The organism is Cyanobacteria bacterium QS_8_64_29 (assembly GCA_003022125.1).
Taxonomy (GTDB): Bacteria; Cyanobacteriota; Cyanobacteriia; order Cyanobacteriales; family Rubidibacteraceae; genus QS-8-64-29.
Genome location: PXQH01000066.1, coordinates 1 through 25,355 on the forward strand (window position 1 = coordinate 1; position 25,355 = coordinate 25,355).

General features: G+C 64.4%; 16 protein-coding genes, 2 tRNA genes and 3 rRNA genes. 14 read left to right on the forward strand and 7 right to left on the reverse strand.

Annotation, left to right across the window (positions count from 1 at the left end; translation table 11 throughout):
- From BRC58_10885 to rrf, 5 genes are all read left to right on the forward strand, one after another.
- Positions 1–1,501 (forward strand): 16S ribosomal RNA (locus tag BRC58_10885); the annotation flags it as partial.
- A 122-nt stretch (positions 1,502–1,623) separates the two neighbouring features.
- Positions 1,624–1,698: transfer RNA gene (locus tag BRC58_10890), tRNA-Ile, on the forward strand.
- A 13-nt stretch (positions 1,699–1,711) separates the two neighbouring features.
- Positions 1,712–1,784, forward strand: a tRNA-Ala gene (locus BRC58_10895).
- Between the two features lie 124 nt (positions 1,785–1,908).
- Positions 1,909–4,706: ribosomal RNA gene (locus BRC58_10900) — 23S ribosomal RNA — on the forward strand.
- A gap of 63 nt (positions 4,707–4,769) precedes the next feature.
- Positions 4,770–4,886: ribosomal RNA gene (rrf, locus tag BRC58_10905) — 5S ribosomal RNA — on the forward strand.
- Between the two features lie 40 nt (positions 4,887–4,926).
- Here the strand turns inward: rrf and BRC58_10910 are convergent.
- The gene (locus BRC58_10910) at positions 4,927–5,829 is read right to left on the reverse strand and encodes a molecular chaperone DnaJ (protein ID PSP15815.1); all 903 of its coding nucleotides are present in this window, start codon (positions 5,827–5,829) and stop codon (positions 4,927–4,929) included.
- Positions 5,830–5,883: 54 nt separating this feature from the next.
- Positions 5,884–7,848 (reverse strand): molecular chaperone DnaK, encoded by a 1,965-nt coding sequence (locus BRC58_10915; protein ID PSP15816.1) that lies wholly within the window; start codon positions 7,846–7,848, stop codon positions 5,884–5,886.
- Positions 7,849–8,009: 161 nt separating this feature from the next.
- On the opposite strand from BRC58_10915, the gene BRC58_10920 reads away from it, so the two are divergent.
- From BRC58_10920 to BRC58_10935, 4 genes are all read left to right on the forward strand, one after another.
- On the forward strand, positions 8,010–8,993 hold the full coding sequence (locus tag BRC58_10920) for an alpha-ketoacid dehydrogenase subunit beta (protein PSP15817.1): 984 nt from the start codon (positions 8,010–8,012) through the stop codon (positions 8,991–8,993).
- A gap of 29 nt (positions 8,994–9,022) precedes the next feature.
- The gene (gene secD, locus BRC58_10925; GenBank protein ID PSP15818.1) at positions 9,023–10,423 is read left to right on the forward strand and encodes a protein translocase subunit SecD; all 1,401 of its coding nucleotides are present in this window, start codon (positions 9,023–9,025) and stop codon (positions 10,421–10,423) included.
- Between the two features lie 22 nt (positions 10,424–10,445).
- Positions 10,446–11,408, forward strand: coding sequence for a protein translocase subunit SecF (locus BRC58_10930; protein PSP15819.1), 963 nt, complete (start codon positions 10,446–10,448; stop codon positions 11,406–11,408).
- A gap of 119 nt (positions 11,409–11,527) precedes the next feature.
- Positions 11,528–11,680, forward strand: coding sequence for a chlorophyll A-B binding protein (locus BRC58_10935; GenBank protein ID PSP15820.1), 153 nt, complete (start codon positions 11,528–11,530; stop codon positions 11,678–11,680).
- 86 nt (positions 11,681–11,766) lie between these two features.
- Here the strand turns inward: BRC58_10935 and BRC58_10940 are convergent, their stop codons facing one another.
- Positions 11,767–12,291 (reverse strand): CPBP family intramembrane metalloprotease, encoded by a 525-nt coding sequence (locus tag BRC58_10940; protein PSP15821.1) that lies wholly within the window; start codon positions 12,289–12,291, stop codon positions 11,767–11,769.
- A gap of 87 nt (positions 12,292–12,378) precedes the next feature.
- Between BRC58_10940 and BRC58_10945 the strand changes: the two genes are divergently transcribed.
- Both BRC58_10945 and dacB read left to right on the forward strand, forming a co-directional pair.
- Positions 12,379–13,806: a pyridine nucleotide-disulfide oxidoreductase gene (locus tag BRC58_10945; GenBank protein PSP15822.1), complete on the forward strand. Its 1,428-nt coding sequence runs from the start codon at positions 12,379–12,381 to the stop codon at positions 13,804–13,806.
- A gap of 35 nt (positions 13,807–13,841) precedes the next feature.
- On the forward strand, positions 13,842–15,308 hold the full coding sequence (dacB, locus tag BRC58_10950; GenBank protein ID PSP15823.1) for a D-alanyl-D-alanine carboxypeptidase/D-alanyl-D-alanine-endopeptidase: 1,467 nt from the start codon (positions 13,842–13,844) through the stop codon (positions 15,306–15,308).
- On the opposite strand, the gene BRC58_10955 is transcribed toward dacB, so the two are convergent.
- Both BRC58_10955 and smc read right to left on the reverse strand, forming a co-directional pair.
- The gene (locus tag BRC58_10955; GenBank protein PSP15824.1) at positions 15,302–16,261 is read right to left on the reverse strand and encodes a photosystem reaction center subunit H; all 960 of its coding nucleotides are present in this window, start codon (positions 16,259–16,261) and stop codon (positions 15,302–15,304) included. The two genes, dacB and BRC58_10955, sit on opposite strands and share 7 nt — an antisense overlap.
- Positions 16,262–16,317: 56 nt before the next feature.
- The gene (smc, locus tag BRC58_10960) at positions 16,318–19,914 is read right to left on the reverse strand and encodes a chromosome segregation protein SMC (GenBank protein PSP15825.1); all 3,597 of its coding nucleotides are present in this window, start codon (positions 19,912–19,914) and stop codon (positions 16,318–16,320) included.
- A 207-nt stretch (positions 19,915–20,121) separates the two neighbouring features.
- On the opposite strand from smc, the gene BRC58_10965 reads away from it, so the two are divergent.
- Positions 20,122–21,288 (forward strand): aspartate aminotransferase family protein, encoded by a 1,167-nt coding sequence (locus tag BRC58_10965; protein PSP15839.1) that lies wholly within the window; start codon positions 20,122–20,124, stop codon positions 21,286–21,288.
- A 307-nt stretch (positions 21,289–21,595) separates the two neighbouring features.
- Here BRC58_10965 and BRC58_10970 read toward each other — a convergent pair whose 3' ends face one another.
- Positions 21,596–21,961: a hypothetical protein gene (locus BRC58_10970; GenBank protein PSP15826.1), complete on the reverse strand. Its 366-nt coding sequence runs from the start codon at positions 21,959–21,961 to the stop codon at positions 21,596–21,598.
- Positions 21,962–22,072: 111 nt separating this feature from the next.
- Between BRC58_10970 and BRC58_10975 the strand changes: the two genes are divergently transcribed.
- Together BRC58_10975 and BRC58_10980 are read left to right on the forward strand one after the other, a co-directional pair.
- Entirely contained in the window at positions 22,073–22,708 is a 636-nt protein-coding gene (locus tag BRC58_10975) for a dTMP kinase (GenBank protein PSP15827.1), read from the forward strand.
- Between the two features lie 9 nt (positions 22,709–22,717).
- Entirely contained in the window at positions 22,718–23,695 is a 978-nt protein-coding gene (locus BRC58_10980) for a DNA polymerase III subunit delta' (GenBank protein PSP15828.1), read from the forward strand.
- Here the strand turns inward: BRC58_10980 and BRC58_10985 are convergent.
- Positions 23,665–25,326 (reverse strand): permease, encoded by a 1,662-nt coding sequence (locus BRC58_10985; protein PSP15829.1) that lies wholly within the window; start codon positions 25,324–25,326, stop codon positions 23,665–23,667. The genes BRC58_10980 and BRC58_10985 overlap by 31 nt on opposite strands.
- Between the last annotated feature and the right edge of the window lie 29 nt (positions 25,327–25,355).

The following is a 25,355-nucleotide window of genomic DNA, read 5'->3' on the forward strand; positions in this document are numbered from 1 at the left end:
ACGGAGAGTTTGATCCTGGCTCAGGATGAACGCTGGCGGTGAGCTTAACACATGCGAGTCGAACGGGGGCCGCTCCTTCGGGGGCGGTACCTAAGTGGCGGACGGGTGAGTAACACGTGAGTACCTACCCTCCGGACGGGGACAACAGCTGGAAACGGCTGCTAATCCCCGATGAGCCTGCGGGTAAAAGGCCACTGGCGCCGGAGGATGGGCTCGCGGCCGATTAGCCTGGCGGTTGGGTAACGGCCGACCGAGGCAGCGATCGGTAGCCGGTCTGAGAGGACGATCGGCCACACTGGCACTGAGACACGGGCCAGACTCCTACGGGAGGCAGCAGTGGGGAATCTTCCGCAATGGGCGAAAGCCTGACGGAGCTACACCGCGTGAGGGAAGACGGCCTTTGGGCTGTAAACCTCTTTTCTCAGGGAAGAAGATCTGACGGTACCTGAGGAATCAGCCTCGGCTAACTCCGTGCCAGCAGCCGCGGTAATACGGAGGAGGCAAGCGTTATCCGGAATTATTGGGCGTAAAGCGTCCGCAGGGGGTCTTCCAAGTCTGCTGTCAAAGCCCGGGGCTCAACCCCGACGCGGCAGTGGAAACTGGGAGGCTAGAGTGCGGCAGGGGTAGAGGGAATTCCCAGTGTAGCGGTGAAATGCGTAGATATTGGGAAGAACACCGGTGGCGAAAGCGCTCTACTGGGCCGCTACTGACCCTGAGGGACGAAAGCTAGGGGAGCGAAAGGGATTAGATACCCCTGTAGTCCTAGCTGTAAACGATGGATACTAGGCGTGGCTTGTCTCGACCCGAGCCGTGCCGAAGCTAACGCGTTAAGTATCCCGCCTGGGGAGTACGCGCGCAAGCGTGAAACTCAAAGGAATTGACGGGGGCCCGCACAAGCGGTGGAGGATGTGGTTTAATTCGATGCAACGCGAAGAACCTTACCAGGGCTTGACATGCCGCGAACCTTGGGGAAACCCGAGGGTGCCTTCGGGAGCGCGGACACAGGTGGTGCATGGCTGTCGTCAGCTCGTGTCGTGAGATGTTGGGTTAAGTCCCGCAACGAGCGCAACCCTCATCCCTAGTTGCCAGCATTGGGTTGGGCACTCTAGGGAGACTGCCGGTGACAAACCGGAGGAAGGTGGGGATGACGTCAAGTCAGCATGCCCCTGATGCTCTGGGCCACACACGTCCTACAATGGCCGGGCCAAAGGGCAGCGAGCTCGCAAGAGTCAGCGAATCCCATAAACCCGGTCTCAGTTCAGATTGCAGGCTGCAACTCGCCTGCATGAAGGCGGAATCGCTAGTAATCGCCGATCAGAATGCGGCGGTGAATTCGTTCCCGGGCCTTGTACACACCGCCCGTCACACCATGGAAGCCGGCCATGCCCGAAGTCGTTACCCCAACCCGGTTGGGAGGGGGACGCCGAAGGCAGGGCTGGTGACTGGGGTGAAGTCGTAACAAGGTAGCCGTACCGGAAGGTGTGGCTGGATCACCTCCTTACAGGGAGAGGGGTCCCCGAGCGGCTGGCTGCCAGGAACAGCCAGAGTCAGCTTGGGGCCATCCCGAGGTCGAGCGGGGGCGACATTCGCCTTCGGGTCTCCAACGCGTCCGGTTGGGGGAATGGGCTATTAGCTCAGTTCGGTCAGAGCGCACCCCTGATAAGGGTGAGGTCCCTGGTTCAAATCCAGGATGGCCCAGTCATTGTGCCTTGGGGGTATAGCTCAGCTGGTAGAGCACCTGCTTTGCACGCAGGAAGTCAGCGGTTCGAGTCCGCTTACCTCCACTGGGACGAGCGAGCGGCCAGCACCTCCTGAGGTGGGAGACTGCTGGGCCCTCAGTCCAGCCAGGACCTTGAAAACTGCATCGCCATCGAATGGGTAGCCAGACGCAGGCATTACCGAATGCCGAGGTCAAGCGACCAAGAGCCAACGGCGGATCCCTAGGCACGCAGAGGCGAGGAAGGACGCGGCAACCGGCGATACGCTCCGGGGAGCCGGAAGCAGGCAGCGATCCGGAGGTTTCCGAATGGGACAACCCCAAGCATGGGCCGCTGAATCCATAGGCGGTCTCGGGCCAACCCGGCGAACTGAAACATCTCAGTAGCCGGCGGAGCAGAAAGCAACCGCGATTCCCTTAGTAGCGGCGAGCGAACGGGGACCAGCCCAAACCGCTCGCTACGGCGAGCGGGGTTGTGGGGCGGCCATCAGGGATGGGAAAGGCTAGGCGAAGCAGCTGAATGCTGCACCAGAGCGGGTGAAAGTCCCGTAGCCGAAAGCTGGAACCGCCCGGCCGGACCCCGAGTAGCTCGGGGCACGGGGAACCCCGAGTGAAGCGGCGAGGACCACCTCGCAAGGCTAAATACTCCTGCGTGACCGATAGCGGACCAGTACCGCGAGGGAAAGGTGAAAAGAACCCCGGCGAGGGGAGTGAAACAGAACGTGAAACCGTTGGCTTACAAGCAGTGGGAGGACGATTCAACGTCTGACCGCGTGCCTGTTGAAGAATGCGCCGGCGAGTGGCTGGTCGTGGCTTGGTTAAGGCGGTTTCCGCCGGAGCCATAGCGAAAGCGAGTCCGAATGGGGCGCGTACGGTCACGGTCAGCCGACCCGAACCCGGGTGAACTAACCATGCCCAGGAGGAAGCTTGGGTAAAACCAAGTGGACGTCCGAACCGACCAACGTTGCAAAGTTGGCGGATGAGGTGTGGTTAGCGGTGAAATGCCAATCGAACCCGGAGCTATCTGGTTCTCCCCGAAATGCGTTTCGGCGCAGCCGTGGTGAGACCGAGCTGGGGGTACAGCACTGTTTCGCCGAGGGCCGCGAAAGCGGTACCGAGGCGAGGCAAACTCGGAATACCAGCCGGAGCGCCACGAGTGAGACGGTGGGGGATAAGCTCCATCGTCGAGAGGGAAAGAGCCCAGACCACCAGCTAAGGCCCCCAAATGGCCGCTAAGTGATAAAGGAGGTGGGAATGCTGAGACAACCAGGAGGTTTGCCTAGAAGCAGCAATCCTTAAAAGAGTGCGTAATAGCTCACTGGTCAAGCGTTCCCGCGCCGAAAATGACCGGGGCTAAGCGGCCTGCCGAAGCTGTGGCGTTCGAGCGATGCGCTCGGACGGGTAGGGGAGCGTTCCGCGGGGGGCGAAGCACTAGCGACGAGCAGGTGTGGACCGCGCGGAAGTGAGAATGTCGGCTTGAGTAGCGAAAACTGAGGTGAGAATCCTCAGCCCCGAAACCCCAAGGGTTCCTTCGGAAGGTTCGTCCGCGAAGGGTCAGTCAGGACCTAAGGCGAGGCCACAAGGCGTAGCCGATGGCAAACGGGTCAACATTCCCGTACCGTTGCGGGTTGGTGATGGGGGACGGAGAAGGCGAGGCCCAGCTGGGGAATGGTCGTTCCCGGTGCAAGCGTTCGAGGCAAAGACGGGCGGCGAAAACGCCCATCAGCCAAGGCGCGAGTCCGAGGGGCTACGGCCCCGAAGTGGAACCCGTCCGGCTTCCAAGAAAAGCCCTAACCACCGCAAGCTCGCAACGCCTGTACCCGAAACCGACACAGGTGGGGTGGTAGAGGATACCGAGGGGCGCGAGATAACTCTCTCCAAGGAACTCGGCAAAATGGCCCCGTAACTTCGGGAGAAGGGGTGCCACCGTCAGGTGGCCGCAGTGAAGAGGCCCAGACGACTGTTTACCAAAAACACAGGTCTCCGCTAAGTCGAAAGACGCCGTATGGGGGCTGACGTCTGCCCAGTGCCGGAAGGTTAAGGAAGCCGGTTAGCCGCAAGGCGAAGCCAGCGACCGAAGCCCCGGTGAACGGCGGCCGTAACTATAACGGTCCTAAGGTAGCGAAATTCCTTGTCGGGTAAGTTCCGACCCGCACGAAAGACGCAACGATCTGGGCACTGTCTCGGAGAGGGACTCGGCGAAATAGGAATGTCTGTGAAGATACGGACTATCCGCACCTGGACAGAAAGACCCCGTGAAGCTTTACTGCAACCTGGAATTGGGTTCGGGCCCCGCTTGCGCAGGATAGGTGGGAGGCGCCGAAGGCTTGCCTGCGGGCGAGCTGGAGCCATCCTTGAGATACCACCCTGGCGAGGCCGGAATCCTAACCGGCACCCGTGAGCCGGGGCGGGAACAGTTTCAGGCGGGCAGTTTGACTGGGGCGGTCGCCTCCTAAACGGTAGCGGAGGCGCGCCAAGGTTCCCTCAGGCTGGTTGAAAATCAGCCGTCGAGTGTAAAGGCACAAGGGAGCCTGACTGCGAGAGGGACCACTCGAGCAGGGACGAAAGTCGGCCTTAGTGATCCGGCGGCGCTGCGTGGAAGGGCCGTCGCTCAACGGATAAAAGTTACTCCGGGGATAACAGGCTGATCTCCCCCAAGAGTTCACATCGACGGGGAGGTTTGGCACCTCGATGTCGGCTCATCGCAACCTGGGGCGGGAGTACGTCCCAAAGCCCTCCTCAGTACGAGAGGACCGGGAGGGACGCACCGCTGGTGTACCAGTTATCCCGCCAGGGGTAAACGCTGGGTAGCTAAGTGCGGAGCGGATAACCGCTGAAAGCATCTAAGTGGGAAGCCCACCTCAAGATGAGTGCTCTGGCTCCTTTAAGGAGGTAAGGTCACGGGAAGACTACCCGTCGATAGGCGCTAGGTGTAAGGTCAGCAATGGCTTGAGCCGAGGCGTCCTAACAGACCGAGGGCTTGACCGCGTCGGGTGGCCCGTCGATGGCATGCAGTTTTCAGGGGCTGGCTCGGGCCGGTCCAGTGCTTTCCCCTGGTGCCCATAGCGCCGCGGATCCACCCCGACCCATCCCGACCTCGGCGGTGAAACGCGGCTGCGGTGAAAATACTGGGGGGTTCGCCCCCTGGGAAGATAGCTCGGTGCCAGGGGTATCCCTTCGCCCCCCGCCTCCTAGAGGTGGGGGGCTTGCTAATCGCTCTCCCCTAAATCCCTCCGCGGATCGAAGGCTTCCACCTGCCGCAGCTGCTCGTAGAGCGATCGCTCGGCTTCGCTGGGGTCGCTGGGAACGGCAATGGCGATCTCGACGAGCTGGTCGCCGCGCCCCTGCGAGTGAGGGTAGCCCTTATCGGCCAATCGCAAGCGCTTGCCGCTCACCGTGCCGCCCGGAATCGAGACGCGAACCGGCCCATCCAGGGTGGGGACCTTGATCGCGCCGCCCAGAACGGCTTCGCTGGGCGTCACCGGCACCCGGCAGATGACATCCGAGCCGTGCAGCTTAAACAGCGAATGCGGTGCGATGGTAATAGTCAGGTAGAGGTCGCCTCCCTCGATGCCCTGACCGCGCAGCCGCATCTGCTGGCCATCGACCATTCCGCTGGGCATATCGATTTCCAGCGATCGCCCGTCCTCGAGGCGAACGCGTTCGCGGCCCCCTTGATAGGCCTTCTCGAGCGGTAGGGTGAGCTTGGCTTCGACGTCGCGCGGCCGCGCGCTGCCGCCATTCTTCCCCTCGCTGGGGGCAGCGCCGGCCTTGTACGCGCGCTTGGTGGTACCGGGCTGGTAGGCATCGTCGCGATCAAGCGGCACCTGCCGGGCCCGTTGCGTGCGGCTCTCCCGCCGACGGCGCCGCGGTGCACCCCGACGGTGCCGCGAGCGCCGCATGGTTTGGTCGTACTGCGCGCGCTTGCGCTCGTCGCAGAGTACATCGTAGGCCTCACCGATGGCTTTAAAGGTCTCCTCGGCGTCCTTATCGCCTGGGTTGAGATCGGGGTGATAGCGCCGCGCCAGCCGCCGGTAGGCTTGCTTGATCTGTTCGGTGGAGGCCTCTGGCGAGACGTTCAACAGCTCGTAGTAATTGCGGGATTGCTGCATGGCTGCCACGCGCCGTTACGCTGGTCCTAAGGGCCTACCAAGCTGGCTGGGCGCTCAGAACCAGTCGTCGCCTTCGTCCCAGTCGTTTTCGTATTCGTAGGGACGGTAAGCTCGGCGCCGGCCAGCACGCCGCTCAGGCGGCTCGCGCTCGCCGGTGAAGGTGCGGCGGATGCTGCCAAAAAAGTCGTCCTCCCCTTCCGCTTCGTACTGCAGCCGCACCTCGCGGTTGAGCTCGTAAACGGCATCCTGCAGGTCCGCGTGGGCGCGCTCGATCCCGCGCTCGTCATCTTGCTCGAGGCTATCGCGCAGCTCTTGCACCAGGCCCTCGATGCGACGGCGGTAGTAGCTGGCAAAGTGGTTGCCAAAATCGAGGGCGACCTCCTTGAGGTGGCGCTGTGCTGCATCGGCAGCGGCCTCAGCCTGATTGCGCTTCTCAGCGCGCTCGCGGCGCTCGCGATCGGTACGGCTGTTTTCCTCGGCCTCGCGGATCATGCGCTCGAGCTGGTCCTGGCTCAGGTTGGAAGCTCCTTGGATGGTGACGCTTTGCTCGCGGCCGGTGGTTTTATCTTGGGCCGTTACCTGCAAAATGCCGTTGGCATCCAGATCCAGCGAGACTAGGATTTGGGGAACCCCGCGCGGGGCCGGCGGAATGCCGGTTAGTTTGAATCGGCCCAGCGACTTGTTGTCCGCTGCCATTTCGCGCTCGCCCTGGATGACGTGCACCTCGACCAGGGTTTGGTTGTTTTCGCTGGTCGAGAACACCTCCGAGCGGCGCACGGGAATGGTGGTGTTGCGCGGAATGAGCTTTTTCGTGACGCCCCCAATGGCCTCGACTCCAAATGAGATGGGCGAGACATCCAAAAGCAGGACATCTTGCATCTCGCCGGCGAGGATGCCAGCTTGCAGGGCCGCCCCAAAGGCAACCACCTCTTCGGGGTTGACGTCTTGGTTGGGCTCGCGATCAATGAAGCTGCGCACCACCTCCTGCACCATGGGGATGCGCGTCGAGCCTCCCACCAGCACGACCTCATCAATTTCGGTGGGACGCAGGTCGGCATCGGCCAGCGAGCGCTTGAGCGGACGGCGCAACCGGCTGACCAAATCGGCGCACAGGTTCTCGAACTGCGAGCGCGTCAGGCGCGTTTCGATGTGCTTGGGCCCGTCGTCGCCAGCTGTAATAAAAGGAAGGTTGATCTCGGTGGCGTTGACCGACGACAGCTCGATCTTGGCTTTCTCGGCAGCCTCGGTTAGGCGCTGCAGGGCCTGCCGGTCCTGGCGCAGGTCGATGCCTTCGGCTTCTTGGAACCGATCAGCCAGCCAATCGACGATCTGGCGGTCGAAATCGTTACCGCCCAGTTGGGTGTCGCCGCTGGTGGCCTTGACATCGAAGACGCCGTCACCCACCTCCAGAATGGAGACATCGAAGGTGCCGCCGCCCAGATCGAACACCAGGATGATGCTGTTGGCCTGGCGGTCGAGCCCGTAGGCCAGCGAAGCTGCGGTGGGCTCGTTGAGGATGCGCTTAACCTCGAGTCCGGCAATCTGGCCGGCGTCTCGGGTCGCTTGGCGCTGGGCATCATCAAAATAGGCCGGCACGGTAATGACGGCCTCGGTGACGGGCTCGCCCAGATAGCGGCTGGCATCCTGGGCTAGCTTTTGCAGCACGCGAGCCGAAATTTCCTCGGGGGCAAACCGCTTTCTGAGGCGCGGGCAGCGCAGTTGGATGCTGTCATCCTCATCGCCGCGCACGGTATAGGGAACGCGCTTGTCGATTGAGTTGAGCTCGCTGTAGCTGCGGCCCAAAAACCGTTTGGCGCCGAAGAAGGTATTGCGCGGGTTGAGCACGGCCTGACGCCGCGCTAGCTCGCCGACGAGAAGCTCGCCGTCTTGATTGAACCCGACGACTGAGGGCGTGGTGCGGGCCCCTTCGGCATTGGTAATAATGGCAGGCCTGCCGCCTTCGTTGACCGCAACGACTGAGTTGGTGGTCCCCAAATCGATGCCGACTACCTTGCCCATGCGATCGCTTGCCTTCGGTCTGCTTGCTGGCGCAATACCCTCGCTGCGAGCATTGTAGCTTGCAGCTGCCACGGCACGGCGTGATCGCCGGCCGCCGTGCCTCGGGCAGGTGGGTATCTGCTACGATTAGGTGGTACTGCCGAGCGGCGCGCTGGAGCGGGATGGCCGAAACGACCCTTTTTAACGCCCTGCACCAAGCCCTGGATGAGGAGATGGGCCGCGACGACACAGTCGCCGTCATGGGCGAAGACGTGGGGCACTACGGCGGCTCCTACAAGGTCACCAAGGACCTGTACAAAAAGTACGGCGAGCTGCGCGTGCTCGATACGCCCATTGCCGAAAACAGCTTCATGGGCATGGCGATCGGTAGCGCCATGACGGGCTTGCGCCCCGTGGTTGAGGGCATGAATATGGGGTTTCTGCTGCTGGCCTTCAACCAGATATCCAACAATGCCGGCATGCTGCGCTACACCTCGGGCGGCAATTACAAAATCCCGCTGGTGGTGCGCGGCCCGGGCGGCGTGGGCCGTCAGCTCGGCGCCGAGCACTCGCAGCGGCTCGAGTCCTACTTTCACTCGGTGCCAGGCCTCAGGCTGGTGGCCTGCTCGACCCCCTATAACGCCAAGGGGTTGCTCAAAGCCGCCATCCGCGACGACAATCCCATCCTATTTTTCGAGCACGTCCTGCTCTACAACCTCAAGGAAGAGCTGCCCGAAGGCGAGTACGCGCTGCCGCTCGATCGGGCCGAGGTGGTTCGCACGGGCAGCGACGTTACCATCCTGACCTACTCGCGCATGCGGCACCACGTGCTGCAAGCAGTCGAGCAGCTGCAGCAGGAAGGTTTCGATCCCGAGGCGATCGATCTGATCTCGCTCAAGCCCCTCGATATGGAAACGGTGGGTGCTTCCATTCGCAAGACCCACCGCGCGATTGTGGTGGAGGAGTGCGCGCGAACGGGTGGCATTGGTGCCGAACTGGTAGCGCGCCTCAACGACGAGCTGTTCGACGAACTGGATGCGCCGCCGCAGCGGCTGTCCTCAGAAGACATGCCCACGCCCTATAACGGCACGCTGGAGCGCATGACCATCGTCCAGCCCGAGCAGATCGTCGAGGCCGTGCGCCAGCTGGTGGGGTTGCAAGTGTAGGCTGGCTGGGCTGCGAGCGAGGTATTGTCATGCAACGCCAGCGCTTGCTGTTGGCCCTGATCGTGGCGTTGGTAATAGCAGCCATCGTGACGCTGGCGCAGATTCCGCTCAAGCTGGGGCTGGATTTGCGCGGTGGGGCGCAGCTGACCCTGCGCGTGCAAACCACCGAGCAAGTCGAGCAAATTAGCGACCAGCAGCTGCAAGCCGTGCGGCGCGTGATTCAAAACCGCGTCAACGGGCTAGGGGTCTCCAAAGCCGAAGTTCAAACCTCGGGCGAGGACAAGATCGTCGTGCAGTTGCCCGGGGTCAGCGATCCCAGCCAAGCCGAGCGCGTGCTGGGCGAGACGGCCCAGCTCGAATTCCGCCAGCAAAAGCAAGGGACCCAACAGCAGTTCCAGTCGCTGTTCGCGCGCCAGCAGCAGCTGCAGCAGGAACTGGAGCAGCTGCGCCAGGCTGAGCGTCCGGACGCCGAAGCGATCGCGCAAAAAAGCGAGCAGCTCGAGAAAATCAACCAACAGCTGCTCCAGTTGTTTGGCTCGCCCGAGCTGACAGGCGAGCAGCTCAAAGATGCCCAAGCCCAACCCACCCAAGGGGGCAACAGCTGGGAGGTGGCGCTCGACTTTACCGGCGAGGGCGGCCGTCAGTTCGCCCAGCTCACGCAAGAGCTCGCTGGGACCGGTCGCACCATCGGCATCTTTTTGGACGATCAGCTGCTGAGCGCCCCCACGGTGGCGGCGCGCTTTGCCGGCACCGGCATCACCGGCGGTGGCGCCGTCATCACCGGCGATTTTTCCACGCAAGAGGCCCGCAACTTGGCCATTCAGCTGCGCGGCGGCGCGCTGCCGCTGCCGGTGGAAATTGTCTCCAACCGCACGGTGGGGGCCACGCTGGGCCAGGCCAGCATCCGCAATAGCCTCTACGCTGCCGCATCGGGGTTGGTGCTAGTGCTAGCGTTCATGGCCGTTTACTACCGCCTGCCCGGTGCCATCGCGGACGCGGCCCTAGGCGTCTACGCGCTGCTCGCCGTTGCCAGCTATGCCTTGGTGGGCGTGACGCTAACCCTGCCCGGGATTGCCGGCTTCATTCTGAGCATCGGCATGGCTGTGGATGCCAACGTGCTCATCTTCGAGCGCACCCGGGAGGAGCTGCGCGCCGGCAATACGCTCTACCGCTCGGTGGAATCGGGGTTCTATCGGGCTTTTTCTAGCATTATCGACAGCAACGTCACAACCTTAATTGCCTGCGCCGCCCTGTTTTGGCTGGGGACCGGTTTTGTTAAGGGCTTTGCCGTAACGCTGGCAATTGGCGTGGCGCTGAGTTTGTTTACGGCCCTATCCTGCACCCGAACGCTGATGCTGCTGGTGGTTTTGGGCCTGCCGGGGGTCCGCCGGCGGCCGCACCTGTTCTGCCCGCAGTTGGCCTCCTCGTAGCCGCGCCTGCCCGAGCTCGACCATGCAACTAAACCTCACCCAACAGCGGCACCGGTGGTGGCTGGTTTCGATTGCAGCCCTGGTGGCGTGCGCCATTGCCATGGCGCTATCGCTGGCGCAGTTCAACGCGCCGCTGCGCCCCGGGCTGGAGTTTGTTGGGGGCACGCGCTTGCAGCTCACCCGCGCCTGCGCCACCGAAGGCAGCTGCGAGGAACCGATTGAGGTAGGGCGCGTGCGCCAGATTGCGCAGGCGCAAGGTTTGGGGAACAGCCGCATTCAAGTGGTGGGCGAGCGGCAGCAGACGCTCTCCATCCGCACCCAAGCCCTAGGCGTCGAGCAGCGCAGCCAGCTGCGAGCGGCGCTGCGCCAGGCGCTAGGCCGCTTTGACCCCCAAACCATTCAAATTGATACAATCGGGCCCACCATTGGGCGCGAGATCTTAACCTCGGGGTTGCTAGCGCTCGTGGTGGCGGCGTTTGGCATCATCGGCTACATCAGCCTTCGCTTTCAGCTCGACTATGCCCTGGTCGCCATCCTGGCGCTGTTCCACGACGTTTTTCTCACCAGCGGCCTGTTTTCGGTGTTGGGGTTGACGGCCGGGGTTGAGGTCAACAGCCTGTTTTTGGTCGCGCTGCTGACCATCATTGGCTTTTCGGTCAACGATACGGTCGTCATCTACGATCGCATCCGCGAGACCCGCCGGCGGCGCCCCAGCGACGGGTTTGAGGCGATCGCTAACGAGTCCGTCAACCGCTCGCTGACCCGCTCCATCAACACGACCGCAACCAGCGTGCTGCCGCTGCTGGCAATCTATCTGTTTGGCGGCGAAACGCTGACCAACTTTGCCCTGGCCCTAATCGTGGGCTTTATTTTGGGGGCTTACTCCAGCATTTTCGTAGCCAGTACGCTGCTGGCCTGGTGGCGCGCGCGCCAAGAGAGCGCCCAGGCAGCCATGCCGAGCGCGCAACCGTCCGATAAGGCCTAGCACCCGGTCGCTGGATGAGCTTCTATAGCGGTCCGAAAGGGGATGTTGCCAATTTTTTAAGCTTCGGTTACATTTTGGTCTGAAAGGCTTAATAATTGTTTACGACCAGGAGGGTCACCATGGAGAACGAAAATCGCAACGATTTTAAGTTCGGCTTCACCCCGCAAGCCGAGAATTGGAACGGTCGGCTTGCCATGATCGGCTTTTTCGCAGCGCTGATCGTCGAGGCCGTCAGCGGCCAAGGCGTCCTTAAGTTCCTGGGCTTGCTGTAAGCCCGCTCGCTTCAAGCTGTTCCGTGGGACCGATGGCCGCCATCGGTCTTTTTTTTGTCAGCGACTGTAGTTTGAGAGCGCTGCCCTCAAGGCAAGATGCGGCGGTAGCCGTCGCACAGCAGCAACCAAACCACCACCACGACCCAATGCAAAACCAGCGGCGGCCACACTGAGCCGCTTTGGTAGTAGCTGACCGTACAAGCCAGGCCCAGCAGGCCGGCTAGGCCGAGAAAGGTCGCGCTATTGAAGGTTGGCTTTGCCTGGGGCGCGCACAGCCGTGCCTGCAGCGGATGGGCCGCTACAAACAGCACCAGGCTCCCCAACACCCACCCCAAGCAGGTGATTGGCGGCGCGCCTTCAGCCGGATGCGGCAGCAGCACCACGCGAAACAGGCTTTCCTCGAGCAGGCTGGGCACCACCCAAGTGCGCCCCACGATCCAGCCAGCCGTAGTGGCCGTCGTTGCGCCGGGTGAAAAGCGCAACAATCCCTGCCGCCATCCCCAAGGCAGCGCGATCGCGCTAAAGCCGGCCAGCAGCAGCATCCCGCCCCAATCCCCGGCGGCAGGCGGGGTCGAGAAGGCCCATTCCAGGCGCTTATCCCACGGAAGCATGCGTCGTTAGGAGGCAGTAGCGCTCAGCCTCCGTTCATTCTCGCTTGCTGGGATAGGTAAGTTGGAGGGAGCTAGCAAGGGACCACTGTGGCAGCAGATTACGACATCGTCGTTATTGGCGGCGGCTCGGGGGGGTTGGTCGTTGCCGGCGCTGCCGCCCAGCTCAATGCCCGGGTTGCGCTGGTGGAAAAGGACCGCCTGGGCGGCGATTGCCTCTGGTACGGCTGCGTCCCCAGCAAATCGCTCATCCACGCCGCCCGCGTGGCCCACCAAGTCAAGCACGGCTCGCGGTTTGGCGTCTGCACGCCCCCACCCAATATTGCCTTGGCCGAAGCCAACGGGCACGTGCGCCGCACGATCGCCAACATTCAGCCCCACGATTCGCCCGAGCGCTTTAAGTCGATGGGGGTTGAGGTCATTTTTGGCGAGGGCCAATTTCGCGACGGGCGCACCTTTGCCGTTAATGGGCGCACGCTGCGGGCGAGGCGCTTTGTCATTGCCACCGGCTCCCGACCCTTGGTTCCGCCAGTTGCGGGCCTGGAAGCGGCAGGCTTTGTCACCAACGAGCAAGTTTTTTCGCTGCAAGAGCGCCCCAGCTCGCTGGCGGTCATTGGCGGCGGGCCCATCGGATGCGAGCTAGCGCAGGCCCTCCACCGCTTGGGGGCCCAAGCCACCGTCATTGCCAGCCGGGACCAACTCTTGCCCCAAGAAGATCCCGCTGCGGCCGCGGTCGTGGAGCGTCAGTTCGAGGCTGAGGGCATCCGCGTGGTGAAATCGGCCCGCGCCGAGCGCGTCGAGCTGGCGGGCGGTTACAAGCGCATCCAGGCTGGCGGCGAGGCGATCACGGCCGAGCAAATCCTGCTCTCGACCGGACGGCAGCCCAACCTGGAAGGGCTCAACCTGGAAGCAGCCGGCGTCCGCGCGGGCTCGCAAGGTCTGGCCGTCAATGCCAAGCTACAAACCAGCAACCCGCGCATTTACGGTTGCGGCGATGTTATTGGCGGGTATCAGTTTACGCACGTGGCCAGCTACGAGGCAAGCGTTGTCCTGCAAAACGCGCTCTTTTGGCCCACCAAAAAGGCTGACTATCGCGTCGTGCCCTGGGCAACCTTTACCGAACCCGAGCTGGCGCGCGTGGGCCTCACCGAGCAGCAAGCCCGGCGGCGTTACGGCAGTGACGTTCGCGTGCTGCAGCAGGATTTTGCCGAGGTCGATCGCGCCCAAGCCGAGGCAGCAACGGAAGGCTTTGTCAAGCTAATCGCGCGCAACAACGGCCAGATCCTGGGCGCTCACATTGTGGGCCCATCGGCCGGCGAGATCGTGCACGAGGTCATTCTGGCGATGAGGCACGGCCTCAAAGCCTCGGCCCTCACCAGCGCCATCCACATCTATCCCACCCTGGCCGAAGCCAACAGTCAGGCGGCCCTGCAGCTCACCAAGCAGAAGTACGCGCAGAACGCGCGCCTGCAGGCGCTGCTGCGCGGGTTATTCCGCTTGCGCCGCGCCTGGGGGTAGTATGGCGCTAGCCTTGCGAGCAGTGACCGGAGGTATTGGCGTTGCTAGGACGCTGGCTGAGCGCTGCGCTTTTAGGCCCCCTAGCCGGGGGACTGCCTGCGGCTGACGCGGCGCTGGCTGCTGAGCCGGTACCGGCCGAGCAGCAGCGGCGACTGTGCCGCGACGAGCTGGCAACCGCAATCGATGCGATCGCCGAGGGCGGGGCGCTCGAGCGCGCCCGCTGGGGTGTTTTGGTCCGTACCTTGGAAGGCGGCCGAACGCTGTACGCGCGCCACCCCCGGCAGTACTTTACCCCGGCCTCCAACGCCAAGCTGCTCACCACTGCTGCTGCGCTGCGCGAGCTAGGGGGCTCGTTTCGCTTCCAGACCCCAGCCTACGCGACGGGCTCGCCGCCCGAACTGGCGACCTTGCGCATCTTCGGCCGCTGGGATCCCAGCCTGAAAACGCGCGATCTCGAGCGCTTGGCGCAGCAACTGGCCCGCCAGGGGGTGCGCCGCATCGAGCGCGCGATCGCCGATCGCGGCGGCACCCCCGGCCCGACCGTACCGCCTACCTGGGCTTGGGAAGATGCCTACGCGGCCTACGGGGCCATTCCCGATCCGTTCATGCTCAACGGCAACGCTGCCCCGCTGCAGTTGCAGCCGCGCCAGTTGGGTCAGCCGCTGCGACTGCGCTGGCGCGATCCGGTGGCAGCGCGCCAGTGGGATTTGCGCAACCGCAGCCTCACGGTGGCGGCCGGCAGCACCCCGGCCATAAACATGACGGGCCGCCTAGGAACGCCCGTGCTTCGCGTCGGCGGGCAGCTCCCCGCCGATGCCGAGTCCCAAACCTGGCAGCTGTCAGTTCCCCAACCCGGGCGCTACTGGGTGCAGACGTTGCAGTCGGCTTTGCGCGATCGCGGCATTGCAGTGGGCCAAGCATCGGTCGCCTCCAGCCGCCCGCCCGAGCGCGACCCCCTAGCAACCCTAAGCTCGCCGCCGCTGGCCGAGCTGGTGGCAACGACCAACCGGCAAAGCAACAATCTCTACGCCGAGGCCCTATTTCGCAAGTTGGGGGCGCGCTCGGTTGCCACTACCGGTTCCCGGGCCATCGAGCAGGTCCTGAGCGAGATCGGGGTTCCGCGCGAGAGCTACGCCCTCACCGACGGCTCGGGGCTATCGCGCCACAACCGCATCAGCCCGCAAGCCCTGGTGGCAACGCTGCGGCAAATGGCCCAGACCCCTCAGGCCAGCGTCTATCGAGATTCGCTGGCCGTGGCCGGTCGCAGTGGCACCCTGCAAGAGCGCTTGCAGGGAACGGCCGCAGCCGGTCGGCTGCAGGGCAAAACCGGAACCATGACCGGCGTATCGGCCCTATCCGGGTATCTGGAAACGGGCGAAGCGCCCACCCTGACGTTTGCCATCCTGCTCAACCGCAGCGGTCGGAATGTGCCTACCATGCGCGCCGCGATCGATCGCATCGTGCAGCGCCTGGCCCGCTGGCCGGCGTGCGCGCCTCAGTAGTTGGTTTCTTCCTCATACTCGGGCTCGGGCGCTTTGCTCTTGCGCTTGCTCGTCTCGGGCAAGTTGATGCGAGGCGGCTGGTACTCTTCCTCCGTCTCAGACTGAGCTTCTTCCGCCCACAAGTCGGTTTCCATGTCGTCGTAGTCGTACTGCGGCTTGCGCGGCTGCTGCAGCGGTTCGGGTTCGGGCTCTTGGTAGTCGGCTGCCGGCACATCGGCCCAACCCTCGCGCTCGAGCGGCTCGGCTTCGCCGCGATCGCCTTCGGCCCAGGCGTCCTGATAGAGCGGTTCCACCGTTTCGGCTTCGGCGGCTTGCGAGACGGGCGGACGCTCTGGCTCGCCGGTACCGAGCTGGTTTTCGGGGCGCGCGGTCTGGGTCTGGTAGAGGTCGCCTTCGTCTTTTTCCCAGGGGGGGCTCCCGATGCCCAAGCGCTCCAGCAGCCCCACCGAGAGTTGCGTTAGGCGCTCTTCTGCCCCTTCAAAGACGATGATGCGGTTGGGCCCGCTGCTAACGAGCTCGTCAACGGGCAGCTCGTAGGTGCTGACGATGCTATCGGGGATTTGCGGATAGCTCAGCGAGGCAATAATGAGCGAGGCGATCTGGCCGCTCTCAAGGTCGAACTGAAAATCGCGGATGCGGCCGATCAGCTCGCCCGTTTCGGTTATGACCTCGCTACCGATTGCGCGGTTGTAGCGCCCCTCATCCACCCCCTGAATGGCCTCTTCGTCATCCACCAGGATGACGTCGCCCGCCTGGCGGATTTCGCTCAGCAGCATGTAGCGCGGCGTGCCGTTAAATGCCAACAGGCTGTCGCACAAGCCTAGGGCAACCACTTCGCGCCGATCGATATCGACCAGCATGTCCCGTATGATGCCCAGGCGCCTGCCGCTGTCGCGCGCGATGACCTGGGTATTGAGAAATTCCGAGCGTAAGCGATTGGGATCGGTGGTCATTACATCCGGTCGGTCGTTGCTATGCGCCCCTAGCCTGCCCCGCTGGTCCTTGGCTGTCAGTGACTGCTGGCGGGCACAGTTATCCCCAATACCTGCGTATGAGCGCCCCGGGCTTGGGTAACGCCCAGGGTGCGATCGGCCGCGCTGATGGTGGGTCGGCGCAAGCTAACGACGATGAACTGCGCCTGTTGTGCCTGCTGCCGGATCATTTTAGCTAATCGCTCGACGTTTGCCCCATCTAGGAACATGTCGACCTCATCGAAGGCGTAGAACGGCGAGGGGCGATAGTGCTGCAAGGCAAAAATAAAGCTCAGGGCCGTGAGCGATTTTTCGCCGCCCGACATGGCGTGCAGCCGCTGCACGGGCTTGCCCTGGGGATGGGCGACTAGATTGAGACCGCCGTTGGCGGGCTCGTCGGGGTCATCCAGCTGCAAGTAACCGTCCCCATCGGAGAGTTGGGCGAAGATGGCCCTAAAGTTGCGATTGACGGCGTCAAAGGCCTCGTGGAAGGCTTGCAAGCGCTGGGTGGTAAAGTTCTCGATCCGCGAGAGCAGCTCGGTGCGTTCGGCTTCTAGGGTCTGGCGCTTGTCGCTGAGATCTTGCAACCGCTGCTGGGCGCGCTCGTACTCCTCAATCGCCAGCATGTTGACAGGCTCCATGGCTTGCAGGCGCTTTTGGGCATCCCGCAACTCGGGCTGAAGCCGCTCGAGTTGGGCCGCAGGCGTCTCGCTATCGGTGCTGCCGTTGGCTGGCGTTAGCGGCAGCGGGCCTTCTGGCAGCAGATCGGGCAGCTCGGCCTCGCGCGCTTGGCGCTTTTGCTGGGTGGCTTGCAGCGTCTCCTGCTGCGACTGCAGGGTCTGGTCTAGCTGCTGCTGCCGCCATTGGGCTTGCTGCTGGCGCTGCTGCAGCGACTGCAAATTGGCGTCGGCGCGATCGCGGGCTTGCTTGGCGCCATCCAGCTGCTGCGAGAGTTGGGTCAGCTCGCGTTGCGTCTGCTCGATTTGCGCCTCGAGCGTGCTGAGCTCCTCCGCCAGCTCGTCGCGCTGGCGCTGCAGTTGTTGCTGCCGCTGCTGGGATGCTTGCTGGCGCTGCTGGCATGCCTGAATTTGGTCTCGCAAGCGCTGCTGTCGGTCGGCAGCTTCCTGGCGCGCTTCGCGCTCGGATTGCAGATCGCGCTCGCAGGCCTGGAGCTGGTCTTGTTGCTGCGCGATCTCGCGCTGGATTTGCTGCCAGCGCTGGTGGGTGTGGGAGCGCTCGAGCTGGGCGAGCTGCTGCTGGGCGCGCTCGAGCTCGGCCTCGCGTTCGGGCAGGGACTGCTCGAGCGCTTGCAGCTGCTCGGTGACCGAGGCCAGCTCGCGCTGGCGCTCGCTTAGGGTGGCATCGAGCTCATCCCGCTGCTGGCTCAGGCGCTGGATTTGCTGCTGCAGCTGCTGGCACTGCCACTGGCATGCTTGCTGCTGCTGCTGGGCTTGCGAGCGATCGCGCTCCAGCCGCTCGATTTCTTCGCTGTGCGCCTGTAGGGTCCGCTCGCACTCGTCCAGTACCGCCTCAATATCCTGCAGACGCTGCTTGAGTGCTTCGCTCTCGCCGGTGTCGCTCGAGGCGTCAGTCCCCAAGCGCAGCAGCGGTCGCTGGGCCTGGCTGCCACCGCTGATGGCGCCGCTGCGCTCCAGTAGCTCGCCTTGCAGGGTGACGATGCGGTTGCGGCCCAGGTGGCGGCGGGCGTCATCTAGGGTCTCAAAAACTGCCGTATCGCCCAGGACATAGGCAAAGACGTTGCGATAGCGCGGCGGGTGCTCGATCAGATTGACCGCGTAATCCAAAAAGCCGCGGGCTTGCTTGAGCTCGGCATCGGCTCGCGATCGCGGCGGGCGCAGCTTGTTGAGCGGCAAAAACGTGGCGCGCCCGGCCTTTTGCTGCCGCAGCAGTTCGATGCCGGCCGCCGCGACTGAGTCATCTTCAACTACCACATGGCCCAAGCGGCCGCCTGCCGCCGTCTCCAGCGCGAGTTGGTAGGACGGTGCGACTTGGCCCAGCTGCGCCACCAGGCCGCAGATACCCTCCAGAGCGGATTGCAGCAGGGTCTGGGTGGCCCGGGTGCCCTGGGCTTCTTGTCGGGCGTGCTGGGTCGCCTCGAGCCGATCGAGCTGGCGTTGCTTGTCGTGCCACTCCTGACGCAAGCGATCGCGGGTTTGCTGTTGCGTTTCGCTCTCCTGGCGGGCAGCGGCCAAGCGCTCGGCTAGGGCCTGCTGCTGCTGCTGCCATTGGTGAGCTTGGCGCTCCAGCCGCGCGTGCTCCTGCTGGGCTGCCTCCCAATCGGGCTGGATGGCCTCACGCGCTTGGGTTTGCTCGTCGAGCTGGGCCTGCAGCTGGCGCTGGCGCTCTTGCAGTTGCGCGCTCTCGTTGCGCTGCGGCTCGAGCGCCTGCTGCAGTTTAGCAATGCGCTGGCTCAGATCCGTATGTTGCTGGAGCCACGTCTCGGCAGCGGCGGCCAAGCGATCGGCTTCGCTGCGCTGCTGCTCCAGCGCTTGCTGGGCGCGATCGCGCTGGGCTTCTAGCGCCACGAGCCGCTCGTTCTCCAAGCGCGCCTGCTCTTGTTGGACGCGTTCCAGCGCTTGCTGGTGCTGCGCTAGCGCCTGCTGGGCTTGCACCAGCTCGGTCTCGGCCTCGCGCGCGCTCTCCGCCAGCTCCTGCTGGCGCTGCTGCAACTGCTGCTGCTGGGTCTGTTGGGTCGCCAGCTGGGAGGTCAGCGCCAGCTGCTGGTCCTCGCCCAGGTCGCGGACGCGGGCGTTGCAGTCCTCGAGCTGCGCCCGGGCTTGCTCGATTTCGCTGCTTAGCGCCTCCAGCCGCTCGTCCAGTTGCGCCCGCTCGCGCTGGTGGGCCTCGATTTGGGCTTGCAGTTGGGCCTCGTCTTGCTGCAGCGAGCGCCACGCCAGCACAGCTTCCCACTGCTGCAACTGCTGGATGTGGCTTTTGAGCTCGCGGTAGCGCTCGGCCTTGTCCCGCTCGGCAGCAGCGCGATCGCGGGTTTGGATTAGCTCGGTTTCCACCACGCGGCAGCGTTCTTCGCGCTCGCGCACGTCCTCCAGTGTTTCGCGCGCCTGCGCGATTTTGCGATCGTAGTCGGCAACGCCCGCGAGCTCGTCAACGATCTCGCGACGCTCGCGCGCATTCATGGTAATGATGCGGGTGACATCCCCCTGCAGCACCACGTTGTAGCCTTGGGGATAGATCCGCATGCGGTAGAGCCGCTCGTGCAGCTCGCTTCGGGTGAGCGGCTCATCGTTGACATAGTAGCTCGAGCTGTACTGGCCTTGCTCGTTGAGGCGCAAGCGCCGCGTTACCTGCCACTCGCCGCTCTCGGGAATTTCTTGGGGGTCGCTCCAATCGGAGATATCAAAGGTGACCGTAACCCGGGTATCGACGCGCGCGCGGCCGTTGCGCTTGCTGTGGCTGACTAGATCGGGCAACCGTTCCGCCCGCATGCCTTTGGAGCCCGAGAGCCCGAGGGCAAACAGCAGCGCATCGAGGATGTTGGATTTGCCCGAGCCGTTGGGCCCCGAGACAACGGTAAAGCCAGGCCGAAGCGGGATTTGGGTTGCCTTACCGAACGATTTGAAATTGGACAGCTCCAAGCGCTTGATGTGCACCATACGCGCGGTGCCGGCAAAAGTCAGCCGCGATGATAGCGTTTTGGCACCCTGAGGTCAGTTGCGCTTGGCTGGCGGTGCTGCCACCGCTAGAATCAGCCCAGCCCCCTAGCAGGCAAGGAGCCTTTTGTGAGTGCGGATCCCGCCCGAGGCAAGGCCGCCAACGCCGCAGCGCCCGGTTTTGACCCCAGCGCTTTTGATGCCTGCGTCATGGGCACCTACCGGCGCTTGCCCGTGGCCCTGGAGCGGGGCGAAGGCTGCCGCTTGTGGGATACCCAAGGCAACGAATACCTAGATTTTGTGGCCGGCGTCGCCACCTGCGCGCTGGGGCATGCCCATCCGGCGCTCGTTGCGGCGGTGACGCAGCAGGTGCAGCACCTGCACCATGCCTCCAACCTGTACTACACGCCGCTGCAGGGGCAGCTGGCGCAGTGGCTGGTCGAGCGCAGCTGCGCGGACCGGGCGTTTTTTTGCAACTCAGGCGCCGAGGCCAATGAAGCGGCTATCAAGCTGGCGCGCAAGCACGCGCGCGCGGCCCGCGGCATAACCGAGCCCCTGATCCTGAGCGCCCGCGCTAGCTTTCACGGCCGCACCCTAGCCACCATGGCTGCCACCGGCCAAGCCAAAGTGCGGCAGGGGTTCGAGCCGCTGCCGCCCGGCTTTGCCCAAGTGCCTTACAACGATAGCGAGGCGCTTGAAGCCGCGCTAACGCCGCAGGTAGCAGCCATCATGCTGGAGCCGCTCCAGGGCGAGGGGGGTGTCCGCCCCGGCGATCCGAGCTACTTCCAGCGCGTGCGCCAGCTGTGCGACGAGCGCGGCATTCTACTCATTATGGATGAAGTCCAGACCGGGATGGGCCGCACCGGGACGCTCTGGGGCTACCAGCAGCTCGGGATCGAACCCGATGCCATCACCAGCGCCAAGGGCCTCGCCGGCGGCATCCCCATGGGGGCCATGCTGTGCAAGCGCTTTTGCGACGCCTTCGAGCCCGGCGACCACGCCAGCACCTTTGGGGGCAATCCGTTGGCCTGTGCGGCAGCGCTGGCCGTCGGGCAGACCCTAGAGCGCGACGGGTTGCCGGCCAATGCCCGAGCGCGCGGCGAGCAATTGCGCTCGCGGCTAACTGCCCTTGCCCGCCAGTTCCCGCAGCTGTTTGAAGGGGTCCGTGGTTGGGGGGTGATTTCAGGGCTCGTTTTGCGTGCGGACGCCCGCCTGGAGGCGCTCGATATTGTCAAAGCCGCCCTGCAACAAGGCCTGCTGGTGGCAGCTGCCGGCGCGGGCGTGGTGCGTTTGGTCCCGCCGCTGATTGTCTCGGCCGATGAGGTCGAGCGCGGGGTGGATGCCCTCGAGCGGGCTGTCGGCCAGCTTGCGCACTAAGCAAAGCGCCGGGGCCAGTTCCCCGGCGCCTTGCAGGCGGCAGAAGGGTGGGGCGTCCGTTCCCTCAGGCCGTTCTGATGGAGGGTTTCACCTCCCTTCGGGAACGACAAAGTGGAGGAAGCGACAAAAACTCCACACCGCCCCAGGCATGCGGTCCGTTCGCCCGCCTGACGTCGCTCTCCTTCGGCAGGCGATAAATGGGCCCAAACGGCAAAACACCCAATCCGGACAACCGCAGTGCCGTTATAGGGTCTTTCCTCCTAGCGTAACAATCCGTTTTGGGCTGAGGCGAGTCGCGGCAGTGGGCTCAGCGCAGGGGGGAGCTGTCGGCCTCCTGGTGCTCGAGCAGCTGCCAGTGCTGGCAGCCCGTTACGGCTTGCTGCAGGGCATCGAAACTTTGCCGGCAGTGATTGTCAAGCTGGAGCGGCAGTTCGTCGTTTTTGACCACAAAGTGCAGGCGCGCTTCACTCGCCGTTGCCGTGGTGCGATCGATCAGAACCTCGACGGTAACCAGCTTGGAAAAATTAACGCGGCCGGGTTGCTCGCGCGCCATGACGTATTCGTCCGTGTCGTAGATGATGTCAAAGTGGCAAGCTTGCAACACCTCGGCCAAGGATGCCTGCAGCTGTTCGAAGGGAATGGCCACGACCGCAGAACAGGTATAGCGAGCCATAGCGGGCGAGTCGGCTCCCGTCAGTATCGGTTGGTTGGCAAGTCACCCCATATTATCCAACGTGCAGGGGGCCAGACCAAGCGCCCGTGACCCAACCCAACGAATGTCAGGATGCGCGGAACGCTGATCGCTTTTGAAGGTGTGGAAGGCTGCGGCAAAACCACCCAGCTGCAGCGGACGCAGGCATGGCTGGCCGCCCGCGTGGGCCGACCGTGGGTCGTGGCGACGCGCGAGCCCGGCGGAACCGCCGTGGGCGAGCGGCTGCGATCGCTGCTGCTGGAGGGACCCAAACTGGCAGCGCGTACCGAGCTGCTGCTGTACGCAGCCGATCGGGCCCAGCACGTGGCCGAGACTATCGGGCCGCAGCTCGAGCGGGGCGCGATCGTGCTGTGTGATCGCTACGCGGACTCGACGCTGGCCTATCAGGGCTACGGCCGCGGCCTGGCCCTAGCGTCCATCGAGCAGCTCCACCAGATGGCCACTGGCGGTTTGGCCAGCGATCTGACGTTGTGGCTGGATGTGGATGTCGCCACCGCTCGGGCGCGGATCGACCGGCGCGGCAGCACTGATCGCATGGATGGCGCCGAGCGGGCATTCCACCAGCGCGTGCGCGACGGTTTTGCCCAGCTGGCAGCCGCTTGCCCGCACCGCATTGCCCGCATTGATGCTGAGGGGCCATCGGACCAAGTCCAGCAGCAGATCCGCACGGTCGTGCGGCAGCGCTTGGGCTGGCCGCCAGCACGCTAGCTGATCGCCATGGATCCGTTTGCCTCGCTCATCGGCCAGGACCGCGCCATCGAGCTTCTAGCTGCCAGCTACCGGCAAGGCCGGCTGGCCTCGGCTTACCTGCTGGCCGGTCCCCAGGGCGTCGGACGCGCCCGGGCAGCTGAAGCGTTTAGCGCGCTGTTGCTGGGCGGTGAGGAAGCGGCGGCGCGCGAGCGAGCGCTGCGCCAAGTGCGCGCCGGCACCCATCCCGATTGCCTGTGGATCGCCCCCGAAACCGGCCGGGGGCAACCGAGCATCGGCATCGAGCGCGCGCGCGCTCTGACCGAGTTTGCCAGCCGCCCCCCGCTGCAAGCGCCGCGCTCGGTGGCCGTCATTGACGGCGCTGAGGCCTTGACTGAGGCTGCTGCCAACGCGCTGCTCAAAACCTGGGAAGAACCGGGCCGCACGATCCCCATCGCGATCGCGCCCAGCCAGTACGCCCTACTGCCAACGCTCGCCTCGCGCTGCCAGTGCATCCCCTTCTCCCGTCTCTCGGAGTCCGATGTAGCGCGCGTGCTGGAGCAGCAGGGGCACCACGGGGTTCTGGCCCAGCCCGAGGTTATGGCGAGCGCCCAGGGCCGACCGGGCGCTGCCCTGCGCGCATCCGCTTGCCTGCAGGCCTTGCCGGCGGGGCTGCTGGCCGATCTGCGCGCGGTTCCGCAAGCTGGACTCAAACAGCGCGATGCGGCCGCTCGCGCTGCCTTCGAGCGCGAGTTGCTGCAGCTAGCGGCCGAAGCCGCCTCGCAGCTCGAGGCCGAGACCCAGCTATGGCTGCTCGATGCCTTGCAGTCCAGCTACTGGCAGCAGTACTTGCAGGGCCAGCTGCCCCACTGTCCGCTACCGGCCTTGGTCCAAGGACGCCACGCCCTGCAAGCCTACGCGCAGCCGCGCTTGGCCTGGGAAGTCCTGCTGCTGCAGTTTGGGGGTGTCCTGCCGCTTCAGTCGCGGGTGTTCCCCTCGGCCGCTTGAGCTGCGGCCGGCCGGGCGGCAGTGCTCCCGCGCTTCTGCCACTGCGCGTAGAGCAACAGGACGGCCACGAGCATATAGCCCAGGGCCCACTCGGCAGCAGCACCCCAATCGAGCTGGATGGCTGTGCTACCTACCGTCCATCGGTAGCCGTGGATCAGGCCCACCCAGGCTAGGGCGGCTGCAACCAACGACCACAGTGCCGCCTTGAGGAACTCGCGATCGATAATGGCAGCGGTCATGGCCGCCAGCAGCATGGCCGAGAAGATCAGGCCCTGCTCGAGGGCAAACGCCCCGCCAATGTAGGTATCGGCATTTTGGAAGGCCGCCAGGAGCTCGTCCGAGTTGGCCGAGAGGGGACGCTTGGGTGTGCCCATGCCGGCCGCCTGGAGTGCGCTTTTGGCCACCGAAGCCCCCCAGCCGGCAATGCCGGGCAGCAGGGCAATGGCCACCGCCGGTACGTGGCGCGCTGGAATGGCGGTAAAGCTCTGGGCCACAATGGCCAGCCCGATCCAGAGCACGATCGCCATGCCGCTCTCAATGGGAATGAAAAACGCCAGCAGCCCAAAGGCACCGGTCAGGCAAAACAGCCCCATGACGGCCCCGTTGAGCCAGGAGTAGCCCACGCGCGCGCCCAGGGCCTTCCAACCGGGATGGCCGATGTAGATGGTGGTGGGAAAGCAGGAGCCGAATAGGGCGACGGCAATAGAACCGATGCCGTTGACGGCCAGGCAGGGCGGCCCCGGGTAGCGATCGCCAGCGGCCTCGGCGCTCTCCAAATTCTGCAGCGAGCCAATGAGGTTGAACAGACCCATGGGGACGATGACGCTAAAAAAGTCCACTAGGACGCCGCGCTGCTGCCACAACTCGCCCATCCAGAGCTGGGGCAGGTAGGCGCCCAGCGGCTCGCGCGCTTGGGCAAACGCTTGAGCATCCCAGCTGGCCAGCCCGGTAGCCCAAGCCAGCGCCGTACCCAGTACCAGCGCGACCAGTCCGCCGGGCAAGACCGCGTTCGTCAGCGGCAGGCGAAACCGGACGCTACCAAAGTAGGTCAGCAAAACGACCGCCAGCGGCACCAGCCCTACCAGCGGATAGGCATAGGTGCGCAGCACAAACTTCATGGCAATGAAGGTCAGGGCAACGCCGCCCAGCGTGCCCAGCAGCGCCGCCCGCGGGATGAAGCGGCGCAGGCGATCGACCGCGAAAGCCCCAATTAGCTCGATCAGCCCCGAGCCCAGGCAGGCCACCATGCCGGCTTGCCACGCCAGTCGGGCCGCTTCAGTTGCGGTCGCGCCGTCCGCCATGGCCTGCGACTTGACCGGCAGCATGACCAGAAAGATAAAGGCAAACAGGCTGACGGTGTTGATGCCGTAGGGCAGGGCCGTGATGTCGTCGCGGCCCTCGCGCCGCCCTTGCCGGTAGGCCAGCCAGCTGTAGTAACCGTTGCCCACAATCAACCCCATCGCCAGGCTGGGCAGCACCCGGCCGTAGAGAATTTGGGGCGGGAAATCCAGTACGCCCTGAGTTAGGGCCACGATCGCCAGGATCTGGACCAGGTTGTCCAACGCCAGCCCAAAGAACCCATCGATGTCCTGCCGGACGAACCAGCGCGGTGCTGCGGCGGGAGCTGCCATCGTGCTTGAGCTGAGCACCTACCAGCCAG

Coding starts and splice junctions, on each gene's coding strand:
- BRC58_10910 (PSP15815.1), bottom strand. CDS start 5,829: ATGCAGCAATCCCGCAATTACTACGAGCTGTTGAACGTCTCGCCAGAG.
- BRC58_10915 (PSP15816.1), bottom strand. CDS start 7,848: ATGGGCAAGGTAGTCGGCATCGATTTGGGGACCACCAACTCAGTCGTT.
- BRC58_10920 (PSP15817.1), top strand. CDS start 8,010: ATGGCCGAAACGACCCTTTTTAACGCCCTGCACCAAGCCCTGGATGAG.
- secD (PSP15818.1), top strand. CDS start 9,023: ATGCAACGCCAGCGCTTGCTGTTGGCCCTGATCGTGGCGTTGGTAATA.
- BRC58_10930 (PSP15819.1), top strand. CDS start 10,446: ATGCAACTAAACCTCACCCAACAGCGGCACCGGTGGTGGCTGGTTTCG.
- BRC58_10935 (PSP15820.1), top strand. CDS start 11,528: ATGGAGAACGAAAATCGCAACGATTTTAAGTTCGGCTTCACCCCGCAA.
- BRC58_10940 (PSP15821.1), bottom strand. CDS start 12,291: ATGCTTCCGTGGGATAAGCGCCTGGAATGGGCCTTCTCGACCCCGCCT.
- BRC58_10955 (PSP15824.1), bottom strand. CDS start 16,261: ATGACCACCGATCCCAATCGCTTACGCTCGGAATTTCTCAATACCCAG.
- smc (PSP15825.1), bottom strand. CDS start 19,914: ATGGTGCACATCAAGCGCTTGGAGCTGTCCAATTTCAAATCGTTCGGT.
- BRC58_10965 (PSP15839.1), top strand. CDS start 20,122: ATGGGCACCTACCGGCGCTTGCCCGTGGCCCTGGAGCGGGGCGAAGGC.
- BRC58_10970 (PSP15826.1), bottom strand. CDS start 21,961: ATGGCTCGCTATACCTGTTCTGCGGTCGTGGCCATTCCCTTCGAACAG.
- BRC58_10975 (PSP15827.1), top strand. CDS start 22,073: ATGCGCGGAACGCTGATCGCTTTTGAAGGTGTGGAAGGCTGCGGCAAA.
- BRC58_10980 (PSP15828.1), top strand. CDS start 22,718: ATGGATCCGTTTGCCTCGCTCATCGGCCAGGACCGCGCCATCGAGCTT.
- BRC58_10985 (PSP15829.1), bottom strand. CDS start 25,326: ATGGCAGCTCCCGCCGCAGCACCGCGCTGGTTCGTCCGGCAGGACATC.